Consider the following 22,704-nt stretch of genomic DNA (forward strand, 5'->3'; position numbering starts at 1 on the left):
CCCCTTGTTAATTGTCTTTCAGGCTTTTGCAAGCCCTTTTTATTCCTTAGTAAAAACCTGCCAGAACGCAACAGGTTCGAAATACGCTTTGGATTGATTAGGTTGAGGAAAACTCTATTTATTGTAAGGCTTTTAGCCGGTTAAGCACTGACTCGTTCCTCTTTGAGCAGCCGCAGCGTAAAGTAGGAAAGCAGCTGCTCTACTTGACGGGGCACATCCCCCTTGCCGTCCACATCGGTGAGACGGGGCAGGTGCTCTGCAAAAAAGATATGGTTGTTCGCCATTTCCAACATATTGCTGGCCAAGGTATGCGGGTATGGGAATTCAGGGTTATTCTCTAAGATCACCCCAGCGATCCGCTTGCACAACGCCTTGTAAGCCAAGAAAAAGCCCTCCCGGTTTTGCAGGTCCACAGCTTTATTGTGGTAAGCCTTGGTGCCTTCAGCTACCACAATGCGGTGCAGCACATCTTCATCAATATAGGAAATAGAGGTATTCCGCTTTGCAGTATCTACAATACAGCTGATGACAGCCTGAAGTTTCAACAGAGGGTCCTCTATCTCTAGCACTTTCAGCTCAATCCGGAACCGCATCCATTCCCAGTACCAATTGACCAGGTAAATCAGCAGCCGTTGTTTGTTCTCAAAGTACCGGTATATAGAAGCCTCCGTAGAGCCAATACGGACGGCCAGCTTACGGAAATTGAACCGCTCCAGCCCGCACTCGTCTATCATCAAAATACTGTGCTGCAGTATCTTGCGCCCTAAATCGGTGCGCTGCGGGTCATTCTTGTAAAGATTCTCGTTGATTGTCAATTCTACAGAAAACATAGGTCAGCCAGTGTTTGCCAGGGAAAAAGAAAAAACCAAGGGAGGGCAGGAGCTAGTGGTTGGGGCCGTAAATACCTAGACATACCTTTTTATTTAAGGTGCAACCACAACGGTGAACGAGCGGAACTTGATCAAAACCGGGCCAAATGCTGATTGACCGCCCAGCCTATAGCAGGCCGAGCCAGCTGCCAACCAAGGCCGCAAACGCCCACCTGAGCTAAAGCAGGCGAGCTAGTTCCGGGCTGCCATCATCTCCTTGATGTTCTTAACAGGGTATAGTTTCTCCAAGCCTTCTTGCAGCTTTCGGCGGGCAAAAAAGATGCGGCTCTTGACTGTCCCCAACGGGATTTCCAGCTCCTGAGCAATCTCTTCGTACTTGAACCCCTGATAGTGCATAAGGAAAGGGACTTTGAGCCAGTCGTCCAAGCGCTCTACCATGCCCATCAGCTCCTTCATCGTCACTTCTGATTCTCCGGTATTGTACGCCTGCCCGTTGCCCGCATTGATCCAGTACTGATTGGCGGTACTGTCCTGCAAAGTGCGGCGGCGCTTACGCTGACGGTAGTTGTTGATGAAGGTATTCCGCATAATTGTCATCAGCCAAGCCCTTAGGTTGGTGTGGGGCTTATACATATTGCGGTACTTGAAAGCCTTGTAAGCCGTATCCTGCATCAGGTCATTCGCTTCCTCCTCGTCCTTGGTCAGGTGCACCGCAAATGACATCAAGGTGGGGCGGTACTGATAGAAAGACTGTGTGAACTCCAAGTTTGACATAAGCCACTTCTGTTTGTGCAGGCCTCTGCCTGCTGATTTAAACTTTCACTTACTTAAGCCTCGCTTTAAGTATTAATAGCTTTACTATTATACAAAGATAGAACACAATCGTGTTTATCTGGTTTAAAAGCGGCACCCTTTTTTAGAAAAAATTTAAATAGTGCCTAATACCCGCTATTTACATGGCTTTTGAAGGTACCGGACTGTACTATCTCTAATAATAGCATACCTAACATATAAATAGTATACCTGACATCGGTACACTTTCAGCTAGGACAGGCCAGGTGAGCGGACCGCCCACTGTGCCTCCGCTAAACAAAGGCAGCCTCAGCATAAGGAAGGGAAAAGATGGCGAGCCGAACTATTGGGCGTGTGCCAAAATGCCACAGGCGTTTAGGCTCTAGCCTGGCATTGGCCTAGCGCTGCGGAGGGGTATTAGCCCGATAGGGCCGAGCGGATAGCGAGCCCCGCAGCATAGCGCCCCCTGCCGCTAGGCAGGGGGAGGCCCCATCACATTGTGCAGGGGCAGGCCCCTATCCTTGCGGAGGGGGCAGGCAAAAAATGACAATCTGGTTTGCGCCCGTCTATTGTGTGGTGTGCCAGCTGCCTCGGCTTCCATTTGTGCAGTAGTCGCTTAAGACCGGAAAACGTGGCAAGAACGCATCAGGGAGATGTGCTGGCTGATTTACAGTAATTCACTGGCTATGGCCAAGGAGATGAAATGTTTTTCCGCCCCCCTCCTTTGTCCGCTACCGAACGACAGCAACCCGTACGGCTTTCACAGCGCCTGCACTTTGCAGCTTCAGCGTATAGACTCCCCCAGGCACCTGACGGAGGTCGATGACGGTCTGCCCAGAGCCCGCCTGTAGCTCAGTGGAGGACAGCTGTTGCCCAGAGGTGTTAAACAAAGCGAGGCGCCCCGCTTGGGGTATGTCATATCTGACCTGTAGGGCACCATTGGCGGGGTTCGGAAATGCGGTGAGCACTGGCAGCGCGGGCTGCTTCCCTAGTGCGCTGAGCATAAGGTCATACTTTTGGCCCGCACCATAAGCTTCTGGATAGAGGCTCGGATGTTGCCCTAAGGAGAGCGCTTGGCTCAGCACGATATCCTTGCGAGCGCGCAGGCGCAGGCTCAGCAGCACTTGCTCACCCTCCTGCCCGGAAGGCGGGCCCGCCCAGCTCACCGCAAGCCGGCCAGCTCCTGGCAGCCCTGTGTTATAGCTATGCCCGCCAATGACGCCAGGCTCGACAGCAAGCAGCTCGGCCATAGCGGGGTCTACAGCAAGCAGCGCCTGTAGGCCTTGGATGCCAGAGAGGTCTGCCCAAACCGGTACTTCCACCTCTTCTCCTGCAGCAAGGCGGAGGTCTTCAAAAGCCAGGGCGAGCTCCCCGGCCACATTGCGCTCATCGATCTGCAGCAAAGGGTTGACAATAGCGCTCAGATCAATATCCCCAACTTTGATGCCGATAAAATCTTGCTGGAATGCACCGGCGGCTGGGAGGTCATTCAGGGTAATTGCGGCAGGCACAGGGTGCAGCCATGGGTTGGCGGGGTCCTCGAAATGAAAATCTCTGGGCACAAACCGCCAACTGTCTTGGTTCGGGAATTCGAGCAGTATGCTCAGGATGACCTGCCGGAGGCGGATCATGTCCAAGGTGCTTACAGAGCCGGAGTTGTTCACATCCGCCGCCAGCAGCTGATAGGGGGAAGTCAGTGGCTGAATGCCCAAGATATGCTGCCCGATGAGGACAACATCGTAGGTGGTCAGCCCATTGTGTACATTGGCAGACAAGGATGGCGTGAGGGTATAATCATAACCAGGCTCCAAGCTCTCAAATTGGTAGGTGCCAGCCTCTTCAGTTTGGGCGGACTGGCTGATCAAGCCGCTTAGGCTCACTTCTACACCAGGTACGGGTATGCCATCTATGCGTTCTATCGCACCGGCAATCGTAGGCAGGGGCATATCACAATCCGCCAGGTTGTTGGTCACTAGAGCAAAGGTTTCACAATAATCATAATTGGGCCCTCCCGTTGTGCCGTCCGGCTGCACACGGAAGGGGTTGTCGGCGCTGTCCCAGGCATAAATTTCTACCAAGAGTATGCCCAAGTCATCGCAGGTAATCGTTAAGGAAGTCTGGTCCCGGGAGGGCTGCTCCCCTACCCGGTTGATGCTGTAAGTAACCGGCATGCTGCAGTCGGTATAAGGGCTGGCGATGAACTCCGTAGCAAATAGCGTCATCGCGCCTCTGTCAAAATCGCCGTCCCCATCCACATCAGTCTGCGGCTCTACCGGCATGAGCGGCACAGAAAGCCCACTGATGCAAGCTGGCGCAGGCGCTTTGCAGTCTACGATTTCAAATGGCATATCGGCTGCAGCCTGATTGCCACAGCCATCTTCTACCCTTATCTCAAAAACATGCTCCCCTATCGGCCAGTCGCCTGCCAGTTTCCACTTGGGGTAAGTCCCAAAGATGTCTGTAATGACGGAGTCGATCGTACCGTCGGAATATTCATCGTACAAGACGGTGATGGTCAGATCGTTGGGCGTACAATTGTCTGTTATGGCAAACAGGTATTCAGCATATGCCCGGCAGGTTTCATTATTATTGCTGCACACTGGCAGGGGCGGCACAAAAGCGATGACCGGCGGGACATCATCGTATACCTTAATAATTTGCCGGTACTGCCAAAAGCCATTGGAGGCAACAGTGCGCCAATAGCCCTCGGGGTTGGTTTGCCCATCGCAGACCGTCCCTTTCTCCCCCGCTTGGGGATTAGCGTTGGCCGGCATGCTGTCGCGGTCTATATAGGCCTGTGACGGCTGACGGACCACCCAAACGGCTTCGTCCCCGGGCTGCTCATCGCAGTCTTCATCGCGGCCGACCACTCTTGGGGGAGCTTCCCCATCGTACTCGCACCAGTTGATGACCCGGTAGGTCCGGAATATTTTATAGCATTCATCGCCGGAAGCAGAGAAGACGGTATCTGCCACACTTACAGCCAAAAGGTCGCAGGCTTGGGCAAAGACTTCTATCGTATCGGGGTTGGGCACACCGCACAGGGCTTCCGAATCCATTGGGAAGCGGATTTGATAATCGTGGCGTGGCTCTAGCCTCACCTCCTGCGTACAAGGGTTTTCCGATACATTACCAGCGCCATCGATTGCACGGAAGTGGCGCACTATCCGCCCCACCCCGCAGTCGTCCAATTGAGGCACAGGGGGCAGCTCTTCCCAATCGGCTCCGCAGTTGTCGGTAGCTTCAGGCAAAAGGAACAAAGCCTGCAGCTGGGGGATGCTGTCTGGGCGGAAATTGCCAGGCACTTCATCACAGAAGAGCGTAACCGGATCGGGCGGCACACAAACGGGATCAATTTTATCTTCAACGAACACCTCCGACCAGCAGCGGTTTTCGTTGCCTGCCAAGTCACGGACGAGCAGCTCTATAGCTACAACCTGCCCTGCATCACAGCAGGTAAAGGCCGCTTCGTTTGCCCAGGGGGTCATATAGGGTTCCGATGGGGCGCAGGCACCGTCTACAGCTACTTCGCGGCGGATTGCAAAGCCCTCCAGCCCACAGTTGTCCCAGCTCCCCTCGTCTACGCTTTCGGCCAGCAGGAGCAGCCCCCCTTCTTGATTAAGGGACACATTGAGCTGTTCGTTGCAGTCAGCAACGGGCTCTGTGAGGTCATCGACCCGGAACGGGCTTTCAAAAAGCGCTACATTGCCACAGTCATCAGTTACTTTGTACCGGAAGAAATGCTCCCCTGCCGGGATACCCCAAACGAAACGGTCTGCAGCGGTTTCCGGTATATTAGCCCGGACCAAGGTGTTCACTACGGTATCGACAGGCATACCCGCAGCATTAAACACTATGCTGTCGGCGTAAGTAACCACTTGCGTGAAAACAGTCCAGCCTGTGCAATTATCGGAAACTACCGGCCAGGGGGCTACAAAGGCAGCCGTACAGTCAAATGGCTGTGTACTATAGACCAGTATGCTATCTATTTGCCCATTGGCATCAAGGTCGAGCTCAGGGGCGGATACAGCCGGGGGCACGAAATCCCCAATCTTTATGGTCTGCCCATAATTGAAAATGCTCTCTTCCGGAGCGCACCAATCGATGACACGCCAGGTGCGGAGAAACTTGAAAGAACCTTCGCATACCTCAATGAGCGGGCTGTCTTCGTAGGTAGCGCCCAAGTTGCAGTATACCTCATCGAGCCGGGCTGCGCCCTGTATCGTCTGCACAAAAGGATAGCCCGTATAAGCGGGCGAAGGGTTCCCGTTGTCATCAACAGGGTAGGTTTCTTCGCAGCTGATCGGAAAACTAAATGGGGGGAAAACGACATCGCCTACTTCAGGGCGCCCAAAATTGATTTCCTGCACACAGGTATCGGACAAGCCTGCGCCATCTGTCGCACTGAATGTACGGACAATCCGGAGGCTGCTGCAGGCATCCGCTTCGATCACTTCATCTTCGTACGACCAGCTGACCGGCCCGCAATTATCGTCAACTGTAGGCTCGCCGGTCCAAGAGAGGCTGTCTGCCTGCAAAGCCCAGCTAATGTCCTCGCAATAAAGCCGCTCGGTGAAAGGTGCCCAACCATCTGCCCAACCGTCTACTGTGCCGCCTGCATCACTGCGCACCCGGAAGGAGAAGCTGCCCGATGCGCCCGGTGAAACCGTAGTGGCCAATAGATAGTACGTATGCCCAGGGCGCAATGGCAGCGCAATACGGCTGCTCCCCTCGGAGGTTATCTGCTGACGCGCAATCAGCCCAGGGCAGGGGCTGAGCGGGCTGAAGCCATCCTGCAGCACAGCGGCATAACCTTCGCCATTATCCAGCGCTGCTTCCACTTGAAAGGTGTACAGATCTTCTTCGCTAACGGTAAAAGGAAGCACTTCATATCGGCGGATGCCCATGCCGGGCAGCGCAGTGGACAAGCACCCAAATGTGCCTGTCTGCCAAACCGGGCTCCCCTCCGACAGCAGCAGCTCAGCGGTCTGAACTTCAAAAGACCGGGTAGCCTCTGAGGCAGTGGGCGGGCAAGCCAAGCTTGGAGGCGTAAGATCTTCCGCGACAATAACCCCCCAACAGCCCTCAATACCCTCTGCCCCGTTTATACTAAAGGAGGCCTCGAGCCCGGTAACAAAGGCTGTTCCACCGGTAGCACCTCCATGGAACCATACCCGGAGCACTTGCCCGGGCATTGCGCTCCAGGCCATTGTAGCACTGCCTGCATCAGACTGGCTGAAGGTTTCCAATACCCCACCTGACGCATCGAGCAGGGCTACCTCCAATTCGCCCTCGCCTTCTGATAGGCCTGCCTCAAAGGTTATCGTTGCCGGGTGCCGGAAAGCATACGCGGCAACAGCCCAGTCTGACTGCCCAGCGAGCACAAGACTGTCAGCGGAAAAAGCCAGCTCGCTCCCAGGCTGTGACCTGCGCGGCCAAAAAGAAGAAAAGAACGAGCCTGTGAACCCCGTATACACCGCCTGCTCCTGAGGCAACAATTCATAGGAGTATACTCCTGGACCATCCAGTACCCGGCCATTGGAAGGGTCAGCATCTGCTATTTCGATTTGAAAATAAGAAACCGGCAGGCAGCCCAAGCTGCCTTCTGCCAGCATATCTGGCGTCAGCACCCGCTGACAGTTTTCATCTAGCGGGACGCGGACGGTATCGTTGCATGCAAATGCGATATCCGCCCCTGCCAATCCTCCTACAGTTACCCCAACAGGTATTTCGGCTTGTACCGCGTTGCCGGCTTCATCTGAGGCCTCAGCAATAAGGGCGTAGCTGCCAGGAGGCCCCCAGGCCATGTAACTGCCAGGAGAAAGCTCCGCTACCGTAAAACCTTCGCTGCCAGCTGCGGGGGATACAACGACAGCGGGGGCGGGGTCACAGGCATCACTAGCTGATACGGAAAAGAAGAAAACGGCAGAAGAAGCCGCTTCGCAGGCAGACAGCTCTTGCTGCAAGCCAGCAGCCGGGAAGGTCAATATGGGAGGCAGAGTGTCTGTCCCACAGAAAGGGGCAGCCAAAGGAGAGGCAGCATTCAGCCCGGCAGGCCATACAGCTGACAAAATGAACAAGAAGGTACAGAGCACGCTGCCCAGTGGTAGAGCACCACTTGAGTCAGCCACAGCCGGGAGGATATACCCTGCCTGTAGCCGGATGCGGTTGCGGTTGGCATTCGGTGTGGTCATAACTCATGAGATAAAACGAAGGAGCGCCTCACGCCTGACAAATACATGGCCAATGCATTTGTCAAATAATCGGTCTGGGCAGTCTCCTCAGTTAAGTTGCTATTAGCTTCTTTCTAAGGGTCAGCTAGGGCGGAGCCCGTTGCCTGATTTTATCGTTGCCAGGCAGAAGGGAGCGCCCTTTTACCTTCAATCGACAATTATCATATACGACAAATCTACAAGCTTAAATACAAATAGAAGCGCGTAGTTTGTTAGATAGACTCCATTAATTCGAAATTCGGCTACTCAGCTGCCTTTTTTTGATCAAAAACCAGCAGCGGGCGCAGCAGGCTATAAAGAATTAGGGAGCTGTTGCCAAATTAAGTGTTTGTTTGCTTTACGTACGCTTCGAAGGGAAGAAGGGGCTTTTGGCAGCACATTGCCAGCCACGGAGCATTTATGGTGTGCCTATAGCATGGAGCGGTGTGCCCACAGGAACACCATATTGTAAAAATGCTAAAATACTCTGAATTATTCAACTTCCGCCCCCCTCCATTGAGCAGGCTTGATATACAGGGGGTATTGCAGGGCTGAAACAGTTCCTTTGCCACACTCCCCCTGGCCATTCCAATGAAAGCCTGCCAGCGAAGTATCGCTGGCAGGCTTCACTTTGCTTATTTCAATAATACCATTTTCCGGGTAGCGGTCTGCCCTGCAGCCTGCAGCTGATAGTAAAGGACTCCTGTGGTGCCCAAGTCTTCCCTACGGAGGGCGACCTCATGATAACCTGCTGCGTAGTGCCCGGCTACCCGCTTCAACAAGCGGCCCTGAAGGTCGTATACCTGAAGTTGGGCAGTGCCCGCTTCCGGCAATTCAAAACCAATGACTGTGCTTTCGCCAAACGGGTTAGGCCGGTTTTGATGGAGGCGGAAAGGCATCGCTGTTGCACTGGCCGTACCGGTAGGCAGTGCTTGCCCGAAATCGAGCGCTACCCCTAGCCGGGCCCCATCCCTACGGTAAGCTTCCGCAGTCGTCACCGCTGAGCTGAGCAGAAGCTCACTGCTCAGGGCGCCTCCACCTGTGCTCAGCACCTCAAAGGTAAGGGCGAACAGCTCCAATTGGCCGTCCTCTGGCCACTCAAAGGCATGCTGATCGTACCAGCTCGCAGTAATGCGGCCTTGGGCAGCATCGTACAAGCCCAGGCTGTTCTCGTCGGCAATACCGTAACTGACATCCGCCAGCTGAAGTACAGCGGGGTCAAACTCCAAGGTAAACTGATAGCCCTCAAGTTGGTCAGCTGCCGCTACCGCAAATGGGACAATGACTTGGCTGTCTGCCTGTAGGTGATGATCTTCGAGGCGTAATGCAACGGTCTCGCTGCTCCGCTCTTCCAAGCCGCTAAATTGGGTCGTAGTGGCGGAGTTGTTCACATCACCGATTTTGATCGCTACAAAATCATTGGACATGACATCGCTATCGAGGTCGTTCACAGAAATAGATTCTGGGAAAACAGAGAACCAGGGGTTTGAGGGGACCGGGAAGCTGAACTCCCGGTCGACGAAACGCCAGCTCGTGTTATTGGTAAACTCAGTGATCTCGCCGAGGATCAGCTTCTGAATTTCTATCATATCCAGCGTCGTAATGGCATTAGACCGGTTGGCATCCGCAGCAATGCGCTTGTAGGGGCTGTCCAACAGGGAAATCCCTAGCAAATGCTGCTGAATCGTGATGAGGTCTAGAGTAGAGATGCCGTTTCTGTGGTCATTATTGCGCGAAGGGGTCAGGGTATAATCGTACCCCATCGGCAGCTCGGCAAACTCGTAGGTGCCGTTGCTCGAGGTCATAGCCATAGAGCTCATAGCACCGCTGAGGGCCACTTCTACATCCTGCACAGCATCATCGTTCTCCCGTGAGATCAGCCCCGCCATCATCGGTGCGGCTTCAGGGTTGTCACAAACGCTATTGTTGTCGGTCAGCTCAATAAACGTAGTACAGAAGTCCCAGTTAGGCCCTCCAATACTGCCATCAGGCTGCACGGCCTCCGGATTGTAAGCGCTGTCGAAGAAGTACACTTCTACATCGATTGTGCCTACGTCCTCGCAGGTAAAGTACAGGCTCGTCTGTGAAAAGTCTGGCGTTTCACCGGGCAGGTTGATAGCGAACCCGATGGTATCATCGCTGCAATCCGACTCGTTGATATGGAAGTCCGAAGCCCAGATGCCCGCACCTGCAATATCAATCTGTCCATCGCCATCAATATCGGTGTCCGGTGGCAACGCCTGCAGGTTGAAGGTAAGCCCGTTCAGGCAGGTAAGCGTAGGCGCTGCACAGTCCACCACTTCAAATGGGAGTGTCGCTACAGCGGTGTTGCCGCCACAGCCATCCTCCACCGTGACCACAAATGCATGGCTGCCGATCGGGTACTCGCCTCCTATGCTGTAGTTGGGGTAAGTACCGGACAGCTCGCTGCTCACGTTGAAATCGATACTGCCGTTGGCACCTGCATCCAAGCTCACGCTGATGGAGAGGTTCTCCGGGTCACAATTTTCTGCTACCACAAACGGGAAGTCCACATTTGCATTACAGGTCACCTGATTGATACTGCAGAACTGCCCGGGGTCTGTGAAGCTGATCTGAGGAGCCTCGGTGTCCCGCACTTCGATTATCTGGGTGTACTGCCAGTAGCCTACAGACTGTACTGTGCGCCAATAACCGGCAGGGTTGGTATTGCCATCGCAAGATGTCCCTTTGGTGCCAAAGGCAGGCACACTGTTGTTGGGGTTGCCGTCACGATCGATGAACGTACTGCCGGGTGTACGGACCACCCAAACATCCTCGTCTCCAGGAGCCCCGTCACAATCTTCATTCCTGCCTACAATGAGCGGGCCAGATATGCCGTCCCATTCGCACATATTCTGCACACGGTAGCGGCGGAATATCTTATAACAGGCCGGGTCTGAGCTGCTCCCGTTAGGGGTAAAAATCTCGTCCTCTACATTTACGGAGAGCATATCGCAGCCCATGCCGTTCAGCAGGATCGTATCCGGAGAGGGCACTCCACAATTGGACACCTCATCTTTAGGGAACTTGATGGTATAGTTGAACTCCTGCTCCACCGTGATCACCTGTGAACAGGTATTTGTAGAGAGGTTGCCAGCCGCATCTGCAGCCTGGAACGTCCGTACAATAGTGCCAAACCCACAATCATCGAGGTTGACATCGGCCGCAAACTCCTGAACGGAAACCGGGCCGCAATCGTCGTCTCCTTCTGCAAAGCCGAACAAGGCTTCCAAAGCCTGCGTGTCCTCAGGCACGAAGCTGCCGGGTAGGTCAGCACAGCTGATGGACGTGCTCGGAGGAGCAATACAGAACGGGTTGATCTTATCTTCTACCAGCACTTCCAGCCAGCAGATGTTCTGATTGCCGTAAATATCGGTCACCCGCAATTCGATGGTCACCATACGGCCTGCATCACAACAGGTAAAATCTACGAACGGGCCCCAATCAGTATAATAGTCTGTCACATCACTGCAATCGCCCGGGTCAAGCTCCACTAGGCGGCGCACTTCCAGCGTAGCAATTTCACAATTGTCGTTGCTGCCCTCATCCACATCTGAAGCGAATACACGAGCTGCACCATCTCCGCCAAGCGAGATGTTCAAATCATCGTTGCACACCGCAGCAGGCTCAATTTGGTCTTCAATACAAAAGGGCGCCTCGGTGACTGTGAAGTTGTTGCAATCGTCTGTCACTTTATAACGGATAGTGTGGCAGCCGATCGGGATGCCCGTCACAAAACGGGATTCACCGGGCTGAATCGTCTGGAATACAGTCGGTATTGTATCGTAGCCGATCAACAGCCCAAACTGATTGACCAGGGGCACGACCTCATCAATTACGATGGAGGTTTGTACCTCCCAGCCAGAGCAGTTGTCTGTCACTCCCGGCATAGGCACCACAATAGCTGCGGTACAATCGAAGGTGCCCGTCGAGTAGACGAGCGGCTCGGGGATGCCGTCATTGTTCGTATCCGGGTTCGGAATGGTAACAGTAGGCCCTTCTACGTCCCCTACCCGTATGATCTGCAGTTGTGTCTCTACATTTTGCCCATTGGGCGCACAAAAGTCGATGAGGGTCCACTCCCGCACAATCCGGAAAGTGCCTTCACACTCGAACAGAGGTGCGCTGTCCTCGTAGGTCACCCCGATATTGCAGAGGCTCTGCCCAATATTGTAAGTACCGTAGAAGCCATCAAGCTGCGGAGCTGTAGAAGGGTCGGGCAGAGGGTTACCTGCCACATCGGTCTCATAGCTTTCTGTACAAGAGTAGAATACCGACTCAGGGAAGGGCATGATGTCAGACAAGCTTGCCGGGCGGAAGGTGATCTGCTGTGTACATTGCGTAGCATTGCCCGCAGGGTCGGTCACCGTGAAGGTCCGGTTGATGATCTGATCCTCACAGCTTTCTTGCCCCATCACCATCACGTCCTCGAAAGTAACGGTATTGAAATCGCCACAGTTGTCTAAAATCTGAGGCTGCCCAAGATCGGCCAGGCTGCCTACGTTGTCCATCACCAGGTCTAGCTCATTGCAAAGGAGATCGGCTTCTTGTGTGGGGCAGACAATCGTGGGCGAGGTCTGATCGGTTACTGAAATACGGCTTTCGCAGAAATTGCCACAGAAGGGGTCTACTACAAACGCGAACAACAGCTGCCCTACCTCTGCGCCAGTAATCGTATTGCCAATGCTCTGCCCAGCCTCGTTGAACAGCTCGACCTGCAGGGAGTTCATACAGTCGTCTTCTCCTTCTAGGAGCATATCTGGAGAAACCACTATCTCACAGCTTGTGCCAAAGGTCACGTTGATCTGATCGTTGCACGCAAACGCGGAAATGTCTTCCTTGTTCACTGTAACTGTTGCAGACTGCTGTGGGCAGCCGCCCATGCCACCTACCGTGTACACAAAAGTGTAAACCCCCATAGGCACATTGGTAAAGTCTACAGCTGCCGGGTTGACCAAGCTGACGCCGGAGGCCGTAGACTCCGTCCAGAAACCGCCCGGGCTTGGGTTTCCGCCTAGCCCATCAAACAGGTTCAGGATGACTTCATCCGGGGTGCAGGTCAGGCAGACCTCTAAAGTACCGTTGATCCCCGCATTGAGCCCATCGCAGTTGTCCAAGACAATCATGGCCGGGTCGTGGTCGTCCTCGTCCAAAATGGCCACGTTGCTGCCGGGGGCACCTGTACCGTTGCCATTGATGGCGTTGTCGGCAGCTGTGCCCGGAGCGCCGCCGGCATCATTGGCAGGGTTGGTATCATAAGGAGAATCGATATCTACAGGAGGCGTATTGCCAGCCACCTGATCGTCATCAGCTGCGCTGATCTCGGCAAAATTCGTAATGACAGAGCCCGTGTATGCCGGGTCTATCTGAAAGCGGATAGAAACAGTAGCAGTGCCACCGCCCGGAGCCACAGGGCCAGGGATTACCCGTGATGCCATACCTGAACCCAGCGCCCAGTTGGCATCATCCAAGATGAGGCCGGCAGGGATATAATCTGTCACCGTGATGTTGTATGCCGGGAAATCACCTTGATTGGTGATGGTGATGTTGTATACCACATCATCGCCCAACGCATAAGGAGCCGGCGTCTGACCGGTATTCACCCGCTTTGTCAGTGCCAGGTCGAACACCGCCTCTGGTACTTGGGTGACAATGACTGTAGCGCTGTCGTAATCGTCTTCATTGGGCGCAGCCGCACCATTGCCAGGCGTGGAATCCAAATCCCCGGCCCCGATAGGGTTGCCTGCAGCCAGTATCTCAGCAGTATTGATGATGGACTCACCGCTATAATCCGCATCAATGATAAAAGTAATCGGAACCGTCACAATCTGCCCTGCGCTAATGCTCTCGATAGGTTGATTGAGAGTAGCTACGCCGCCAAGCAGGGTCCAGTCTGAGTCGTTCAGTATAAGCCCCTGGGGGACAAAGTCCGACAGCTCTACATTTTGGGCAACCAGCCCACCTTGATTATTGACGTGCAGGTTGAAGGTCACCTCATCTCCCGGCTCAAATGGCCCGACAGTAGCGACGGTCTTGACCAGCGCCAAGTCGAAGTTGCTCAAGAATACCGGGAAGGTAACGCTGCTGAAATCATCTTCCTGTGGCCCGCCGAAACCATTGTTTGGCGTAGAATCTATATCGGGAAGCCCCGCCGGGTTCGTTGCCGCACTGATTTCGCCAAAGTTAGTGATGGAGCTGCCTTGGAAGGCAATGCCGATGGCCAGATCCAGTGTGACTGTAGTGGATGCCCCCGGCGCCAAGGACGCAATTGGGTTGTTCAGGACAACTGTACTCCCATTTGAGGACCAATTCAGGTCTGCTGGCAGCATGCCCTGCGGCACAAAGTCGCGCAAACGGATATTCTGCGCAGTGACATTGCCTTCGTTCGTTACCGTAAAGACGAAGGTCACTAGATCGCCGGGCAGGAATGGCCCTTGTGATTGCAGCCCTTTAGCGAGTGAGAGGTCGAACACCTGCTCTGTCTCTGGGCTGACCGTGATGGCAGCACTATCAAAGTCGTCCTCACCCTGCCCAGCCAGGCCATTGCCCGGGGTGGAGTCTTCGTCACTCAGGCTGAGGGGGTTGCTGAAGGAGAAGATTTCTGCAAAGTTATTGATGGACTGCCCGGCAAAATTGCCGTTGATCGTAAAGGTGATGTCCCGGGATACCGTACCGCCCACCGGAATATTAGCAATAGGCGTCTGCAGGCGGGCTGTAGCCCCTTGCATCTGCCAGTTGTTGTCGTCTAAGGTAAGCCCAAGGGGCACATAGTCTGCAAGCTGCACTTGCTGTGCACTGGTTGTCCCCTGATTTTCTACCGTAATGGTAAAGGTCACCGTACTGCCTGGGACAAATGGGCCAGGGGTTGCGGCTGTGTTCAGGCTCTTTTCCAAGGCCAGGTCAAAAGTTTGCTGTGGATAGGTAATGGTAATGGCAGCGCCATCGAAGTCGTCTTCATTTTGCCCGTTCAAGCCGTTGCCGGGGACAGAGTCCTCATCATTTAGGCCCAAGCCGTTGGTGGCTGACAATATCTCGGCAAAGTTGCTGATGGACGGGGCGGTGAAATCATCTGCGATCAGGAAAGATATGTTCACTGATTGGCTGTTGCCAGGCTGCAGATTGGTGATGGCCCCGTTGTAAACGGCATTGCCCCCGCTTATGGACCAGGCCGGGTCATTGAGCACGAGCCCTTCCGGGATAAAATCGCGCAAACTGACCGTCTGCGCCGTCAGGTCGCCCTGATTGGACACCGTGAGGCGGAAGGTCACTGCACTGCCCGGAGAGAATGGGCCAGGCGTCAGTGTAGTATTCAATGATTTCACCAAGGCCAGGTCAAACTGATTCTGGATCACAGCGATAGTGGCCCCGTCGTAGTCATCTTCGTTCGCACCCTGAACACCGTTGCCCGGCGTAGAGTCTACATCGGCCAGGCTGAACCCATTGCTTGCGGCTGAGATTTCTGCAAAGTTGGTCAATGAAGTTTGGGCGAAAGCCCCGCTGATGACAAAACGGATGTCCCGGCTGAGGGTCGCGCCAGGGGCTAGGCTGCCTAGCCCGCCATCGAGCTGGGCAAAGCTGCCGTTCTGCATCCAGTTCGGATCGTTCAGGATAAGGCCGTTGGGGATGTAATCGCGCACTTGAACATTCTGCGCCTGCACATTTCCCTGGTTGGTGACACTGATGCGGAAGACCACTTCATCTCCAGGCAGGAACGGGCCGGGGGTTTCGCTCGTTTTCAGCGATTTGCTGAGCGCCAGGTCGAAGGTACGGGTTTCCATATTGATGGTCGCCCCGTCAAAATCGTCCTCCCCAGCTTCTACTGCACCGTTGCCCGGGGTAGAATCCACATCAGGCGATCCAGCTGCGTTCGAAGCACTAAGGATTTCAGCGAAGTTGGTCAGTGTTGTGCCCGAATAGCCGCTACCGATGAACAGCGAAATATTGCGGGTGACCGATTGCCCAGGGGCCAGGTTGACAATAGGCTGAAGCAGGCGGACCTGGTTATTGCCTATGCTTTCCCAGTTGTTGTCGACGAGGAAAGTGCCATTTGGCAGGTAGTCCACCACTTGTACTGCTGTTGCGGTAGCTTCACCTTCGTTAGTGACTGTAATGCCAAAGGTAACAGACTGCCCTGGGCTGAAAGCCGCGCCCTCTGTAACCACGGTTTTTTCCAAAGACAGATCAAACTCCTGCTGACAGGAAATAGTGATATCAATGGCATCGTCATCGTCTTCATCGTGGCTGCCATTCGCAGGCGTGGAATCCACATCGGGCTGAGCATTGCCTGCTCCGCGGATCTCCGCGCAGTTAGTAGCCACTGCACCACAGGCTATATCACTCCGCACTTGGAAAGTGATGGGCACGGAAACGGTCTGCCCTGGCGCGATAGACGGTATAGGATTGATGAGCCGGAGGGTATTGCCACCTGCAGCCTGCCAATCTGCATCTGCCGGCAGCAGCTGTTGGAAAGGGTAGTAATCGTTCAGCCCTACGTTGACTGCTGTGATATTCCCTTGGTTGACCACATTGAGGCTGTAGGTAACGAGCTGGCCCGGGGCATACGGCCCTTGAGTAAGCACCGTCTTGCTCAAAGCCAAATCAAATTGCTGCGCAATGGCAATCAGGCTGTTATCGAAGTCGTCTTCGTTGGGGTCCCCATTATCGGGGGTGGAATCATCATCAGGCAAGCCCAGAGGATTGCTGAAGCTACGGATCTCTGCTGTATTATTGATGGATGTGCCTGTGTAGCCACTATCGATATTGAAAGTAATGTCTACGTTTTGAGCGGCACCGCCAGGGATGACAGCTATAGGATTATTCAGGGTAGCGATGCCGTTGGCCGCAGTCCAGTCTGCGTCAGCAAGGGTCAACCCTTGGGGGATATAGTCGGACAATTGTACCTGTGTAGCCTGTAGCGTACCCTCATTTTTGACTTGAAGGGTAAAGGTCACGGTACTGCCCGGTGCGAACGGGCCGCTGCTGCTGACCGATTTGTTAAGGGAAAGGTCAAAGTTCTCAACCGCTTCTGTCACCTGAATGGTTGCACTGCCGTTATCGTCTTCGGCATTGTCTACTCCATTAAAAGGGACAGAGTCGATATCCGGCAAGCCCAAATTATTGGAACCTGAGATGATTTCCGCGCGGTTGGTGATGCCGAGCCCGCTCATGCCGTTCTCTACCTGACAGGTAATAGACACGGTGGCGGAAGCTCCCGGGGCAATAACAGGGATGGGCACCATCAGGAGCGCCGTGCTCAGGTTGGGCATCCAATCGGGGTCAGCCAGCGAGAGCCCGTCCGGCAGGTAGTCGATCACACCGACATCAAAAGCAGTCAGGTTGCCTTCGTTGGTGACAATAATGTTGAAAGTCACCAGCTGTCCTGGAGCAAATGGGCCGGGGCTGCTCACTTCTTTGGCCAGCGAAAGGTCAAAGACATTTTGTGGCTGCTCCAAAATGATGGTAGCTGTTGCATCGTCATCTTCGCTATTGCTGAAGTTGCCTGGGGTGGAGTCTGTATCGGGCTCATTGGCCGGGTTGTTGAAGCTCTTGATCTCACCGGCATTGGCCAGGCTAGTAGCTTCTACCCCTTCGCCAATGCGGAAAGTGATCGGCACGTTGACACTTGCGCCAGGCAGAACAGCCAAGATGGGCGTATTGAGGTTTGCCTGCCCTCCGGACATAAACCAGTTGTTATCTTCCAAAGTCAGGCCTTCCGGCACGTAATCAGCAAGCTGTATGTTTGTCGCCAGCAGGGAGCCTTCATTGTGGACGCGGAAAGTAAAAGTCACGAGCTCGCCCGGGGCGAACGGGCCGCCCAGCGGGGCCAGCTTTTCCAAGGCCAGGTCAGCCGTTGGCTGAATGACAATCAGCTCACTGTCCTGATCATCTTCTTCAGGTATATTATTGCCAGGGGTAGAGTCTTCGTCAGCCGCGCCGCCTTCCGCGGAAAGGATTTCAGCCCTGTTGACAATATTAGGCTGTGCAAAAAAGGCATTGATCGAGAAGGTGATATCCCGCGCCACCGTCTCGCCTGGCGCAATACTAGCGATTGGAGACAACAGCGTGGCTTCCCCATCTGCTACCGCCCAGTTGTTATCGTTGACTGTCAGGCCATTGGGGATAAAATCTCGCAATTGGACATTAGCTGCCTCCAAGTCGCCTTCGTTAGTGACGGCCAGGGTGAAGGTCACTTCCTGCCCAGGCTCAAAAGGGCCTGCCCCATTCACTGTCTTTTCCAGTGAAAGGTCAAAGACGGCCGTAGCTTCTACCGGGATTTCGACGAAGCCATAGTCATCTTCCCCTTGGGCATCATTGCCGTTGATAAAGTCAGGCTGAGAATCCAGATCGGCATAGTTCACAGCATTGTTAGCTTGCCCAATTTCTGCAGCATTGATTATTGAAGCCCCATCAAAATCCGGGCTGATGCGGTACGTCGGGGTGAGCACCAGGGAATCGCCAGGTGCAATAGCCGGCAAAGTAAAAATATTACCGCTCTGATGGTAAGGGCCGGCATCGACCAGGCTGAGCCCAGCAGGGAGGTAGTCGATCACCCTTGCAAAGGTGCTGCTCAGCACGCCCTCGTTCTTGACCGTAATATTGAAGCTGACCAGGCTGCCCGGCTGAAATGGGGGCGGGGTCAATGTGGTATCTATTGTTTTGGACAGTGCAAGGTCGAAGTAGACTTCCTGGAAGCCGGCATCCAGCGAATGGTTTGCCAGGCCAGCCTGCCCTGCAGTATAAACAATCAGAGGCAAGCCTGAGGGGACATCGCCAGGCAGGGATTCAGCAGGCAGGCCAGGGTCAACGGATGAATCGTTGAAAGCGGGTACAGCGCCCTCGCCCTGCAACTTAGCCGTTGGCTGAAATATCCGGTTGTTCAAGCGGATGTACTGATTAGAAGGGTTCTGATCATCCCGCCCGAATACGATATAGTAGGTTTCGCCAGGCAGTATACGGCCTTCGCTGGCCCACTGCTCCTGCAGGTTGTTCGAATGGGTAAAGGTATACCGGCCTTCCGCGTTGGTGGCCGTACGGGCCAGGTACTGCCCGTTGGCATCATAAAGACTTACCCGAAGCCCAGGCATAGGCGGCTCACAAGGATTTTGCACCCCATTGCCGTCCTCGTCTTCCCATACATAATCGCCCAGCTGAATAGCAGGTGGCTGGCAGATACAGAAGTGCAGGTCGCTGATGCCAATCATTTGGGAGGCTGGGTCAGTTCCTCCTGTAGCGCCCGCCTCGAGGCGCACTACTACGGAGTCTATCTTTTCAGGTATCTGCACCCGCACATTGCCTGCCGTGTTGACCGGATTGAGGCTTAGGGTACCGCCCAGGTAAGTATTGGCATTGAGCACCGTCGTGGCCGGGCCCGTATAGCTGCCATCGGCGCTGATGTTGCCTAAGGCAAGCGGGACCTCCACCCCTTCCAGGAAAGCCCGGACCGTGACGTGGTCCTGATAGCTGCCTGGCAGGGCATCGATGCCCAGCACAGCAAACTCAACTTGTTCTACTGGCAGGTTGAAGCTAAAACCGCTTTCTACATACTGCCCTGCCGCCGAAGCGTTCATAGCTAAAGGCCAAAAGCCTCGGGTACCGCCCAGCGGTGTCTGATCGTTGTCCACTTTAAACCCGCTGCTTGCGGCAATGCCGGAGGGGTCGCTGTTGTGCACAGAAACAGTTGCCGTGCCGACCATGAGCGGCAGCGCATCTGCTGCGTTGTCCGCTTGCAGGATCCAATCGAGGCGCCGGGTACATTGAGGGGCGACCGGGACAGGGCTTTCGCACCAGGCGATATCGCCAAGGCCAATGGCCTGCAAGCCAGGGTTGACTGCCCCCGAAGCCGTTGCAGTATAAGTGATGGACACTTGGTCCACCGTTTCCCTAAACTCCACTATAACGTTGCCCCGGGTAGAGGCATCATTAACGGCTGTGGTGCCTTCAAAAACCCCATCGCCGAGGTAGTTGACATCCAGCCCGATGATGGTCTCATCCAGATCTAGTGCTACCGGGCGGCCGCCAAGGTAAGCCTTCACCACAACGCGGTCTACGGCATCCCCATTGACATCGATATCCAAAATGGGCACAATGAGCCGCTGCACAGGCCGGTTGAGGGAAAAGACGACCCCTACGTCCTGCGGGCGGGCGGGGTTGCTGTTGTCGCCTTCCATTTCCAGCAGGTAGTACTCCTGTTCGCCCCCCAGCATATTGTGGTATACACGATGGGTGTAAGGCGTGCCCCCATCTGTGCTCCGTGCCCAAGCGATTTCATCTCCACCGATTTCGCGGGTAAAGGGAGGGAAAGGGAAAGGGATCGCTCCATTGGCGACCTGGCCCCAATCCAGGGTGTTAAAGTTTTCTATGCAGTTGTTCACCGGGTTGTCCGGGTTGAAACAATCCTCCTCCGTATTGACCGGTGCGAAGCCTACAAGCAGCGTACAATTGCCCGCATCCGTGAATTGCACATTCGACTTGTGCTGTGTGCCCAGGAAAGTGGAAAACAAGTTGCTGCCAGAAGGCGGGCGGAACTCCACGCGGTAAGCAGCCCCGGGCTCAAGCCCGGTAATCCGCCACTGCCCATCGGCATTGGTAAAAGCACTGCCCGCCAGCTGGCCTTCACAATCATAAGCTTCCACCAAGACGTTGGGCAAGGCAGGCTCTGCGCCCATTTGGCCATCCAAATTGAAGTCTTGCCAGGCAAGGCCACCGATTTCATCGCTATCCCCTTCGCAAGGGGGCGTACAGGCTATTGCATCCACGAAGGTGTCCGCACTGCAACCGGCTGAACCGGGCACGCTAATCTCTACGGGGAAGCCGCTGCCAGGGCCAGGCAGGGGCAGGGAGAGGGTAGCATTCCCGTTATCCAAAGCGATGGGGAAAGCCTGGGTACTGCCTGCCACTGATATATTGAGCGCCTCTGCATCTACACCGGACCAGGAAAAAGCGATTTCCAATTCAAATGCGCTGTTCCCATCGGCAAAATTGCAGGACACCTCTGCATGATCCAGGCTAACCGCACAGGATGCTTGTGCCCGGAGCAGGGCGGGTGCCAATAGCAGTACTAGCCCTGAGAGGAAGGTAGCCGCATGGCGGCGAGCTTGGGTTTCCAGGCTGTTCAGTAAGGTGTAGCAATGTCTCATGTGACTAAAATTTGTAAGCATAATGAAGCTGGCGGGGTGCGGGCACCCCAATAGTTTAAGGGTATATGTTTGGGATTCAACCGTCAGCATCCTTGTGGGAGCTGCCGCTACACAGTACCGTGTGCAAATTCCGCGCCAATTTTTTTTTATAGACGCATCTTTTGCCGAACGAGTACATGTTTTTTTTGCGCAGACAGCATTTCACTGTCCCACAAATTTTCTGGAATACTTAAACAATTGAAAGGTTTGTAAAGGGCTCTTTACAAATAGTGCAGATGTCAATACCGAGCGCATGCCAGAAGGGCGGCATACGGTTTGTCCAAGTTTGAATATCGTGCAAAGTGTAGGTTGTAAAGCGAGGGCATCCGTTCCCGTTTGCCTTCGCTCAGCAAAAGTAAGGAAAACTTCCCACTTTATTGATTTTTAGCCCCGCTCTCTTGTGGATGCCTACCATAAAAAAACCGGGCATCTCTGGAGTATCCCAGACTGCCCGGCACAGGTGAAGTTTATTCACCAAAAACCGTATTCTTAGTGCAACCGGGCGTGAACCGAAATGCCGCAGTCGTTGATGCTTTTCGGGCTTTAGCCTGGCATTGGCCTAGCGCTGCGAAGGGGTGTAAGCCCGATAGGGCCGAGCGGACAGCGAGCCCCGTAGCATAGCGGCACCTGCCCGCTGGCAGGGGCAGGCCCCCTCTTTACGGCAGGGGCAGTCCAAAAAACGACATGATGGTTTGCGCCCGTGCAATGAGCGCTTGCACTATCCTGAAGACCCCTGCAAGAGGGTTTTCGCTTCCCGGGGCTGAAAAAAGTTTGTATTTTCCTGCCAAAACGAGCCCGGCTATGCGAATTCTCCTGATTGAAGACGAGCCCCCTGCAGCCAAACGGCTTGGGATGCTCATCCGCAGCCTGCGGCCCGAGGCCATCATAGAACCTGCGCTAGACACCATCAGCGCTGCGGTAGGGCGCTTAGCTTCAGCGCCAGCACCTCAGTTGGCTTTCTTGGATATACAGCTGGCCGATGGGCTGAGCTTCGAGATTTTCCAGCAGTGCGAAGTGCCCTGCCCTGTGATCTTCACAACAGCTTATGACCAGTACACCCTCAGGGCGTTCAAGCAAAACAGTATCGACTACCTGCTCAAACCGGTAGACTCCGATGAGCTGAAGGCCGCCATCAAAAAATTCGAGCGCCTGTATCCGGGTTTTGCCCCTCCTAGCCCCGATATCTTCAATGATATCATGGCCAAGCTCGTGGCCCCTGCCTACAAAACCCGTTTCCTGGTCAGATCGGGCAACAGTCTGATCAGCCTGCCAACAAGCGATTTTTTTTATTTTTTTGCCGAGGACGGCGTCGTATTCGCACAAACTGCGGACAAACGCTACACCATTGACTATACCCTCGATCAGCTGCAGGAGCTGCTCTCCCCCGTCGACTTTTTCCGGCTGAACCGGAAGGTCATAGCGCGCGTAGAAGCCGTACGCAAGGCGGCTCCTTATTTCAATGGCCGTTTGCTGCTCGACTTAAATCCAGCCCCAAGCTTTGAAGTAGCGGTGAGCAGAGACCGTGCTCCCGCTTTTAAAAGATGGATGGACGGGCAAGGCAACTAAGCGGTACGCAGCCCGCTCCTATGGCAACAGGGCAGCACAATCCTGTACTGCCCTGCCAAAGGTTTCAGTTTATGAAGCGTATGATTGTCTTGAAGCAGGCCATCTCTG

The 22,704-nt window shown here is 54.5% G+C and carries 5 protein-coding genes; 1 reads left to right on the plus strand and 4 read right to left on the minus strand.

From position 1 onward, the window contains the following. Window positions 1-140: 140 nt before the first annotated feature. The 4 genes from FRY97_RS07310 to FRY97_RS07325 all read right to left on the minus strand — a co-directional run bounded on the left by FRY97_RS07310 (window position 141) and on the right by FRY97_RS07325 (window position 20,991). Complete coding sequence (locus FRY97_RS07310) at window positions 141-830, minus strand: TetR/AcrR family transcriptional regulator (RefSeq protein WP_147166788.1); 690 nt, start codon at window positions 828-830, stop codon at window positions 141-143. A gap of 231 nt (window positions 831-1,061) precedes the next feature. Next, window positions 1,062-1,604: an RNA polymerase sigma factor gene (locus FRY97_RS07315; protein WP_147166789.1), complete on the minus strand. Its 543-nt coding sequence runs from the start codon at window positions 1,602-1,604 to the stop codon at window positions 1,062-1,064. Window positions 1,605-2,353: 749 nt separating this feature from the next. Next, window positions 2,354-7,816, minus strand: coding sequence for a T9SS type A sorting domain-containing protein (locus FRY97_RS07320; RefSeq protein WP_147166790.1), 5,463 nt, complete (start codon window positions 7,814-7,816; stop codon window positions 2,354-2,356). A gap of 653 nt (window positions 7,817-8,469) precedes the next feature. Next, window positions 8,470-20,991 (minus strand): DUF7507 domain-containing protein, encoded by a 12,522-nt coding sequence (locus tag FRY97_RS07325; RefSeq protein ID WP_170254536.1) that lies wholly within the window; start codon window positions 20,989-20,991, stop codon window positions 8,470-8,472. Between the two features lie 840 nt (window positions 20,992-21,831). On the opposite strand from FRY97_RS07325, the gene FRY97_RS07330 reads away from it, so the two are divergent. Beyond that, on the plus strand, window positions 21,832-22,596 hold the full coding sequence (locus FRY97_RS07330) for a LytR/AlgR family response regulator transcription factor (protein WP_147166792.1): 765 nt from the start codon (window positions 21,832-21,834) through the stop codon (window positions 22,594-22,596). Window positions 22,597-22,704 lie beyond the last annotated feature (108 nt).

Origin of the sequence: Phaeodactylibacter luteus (assembly GCF_007993045.1) — a bacterium.
Lineage (GTDB): Bacteria > Bacteroidota > Bacteroidia > Chitinophagales > Saprospiraceae > Phaeodactylibacter > Phaeodactylibacter luteus.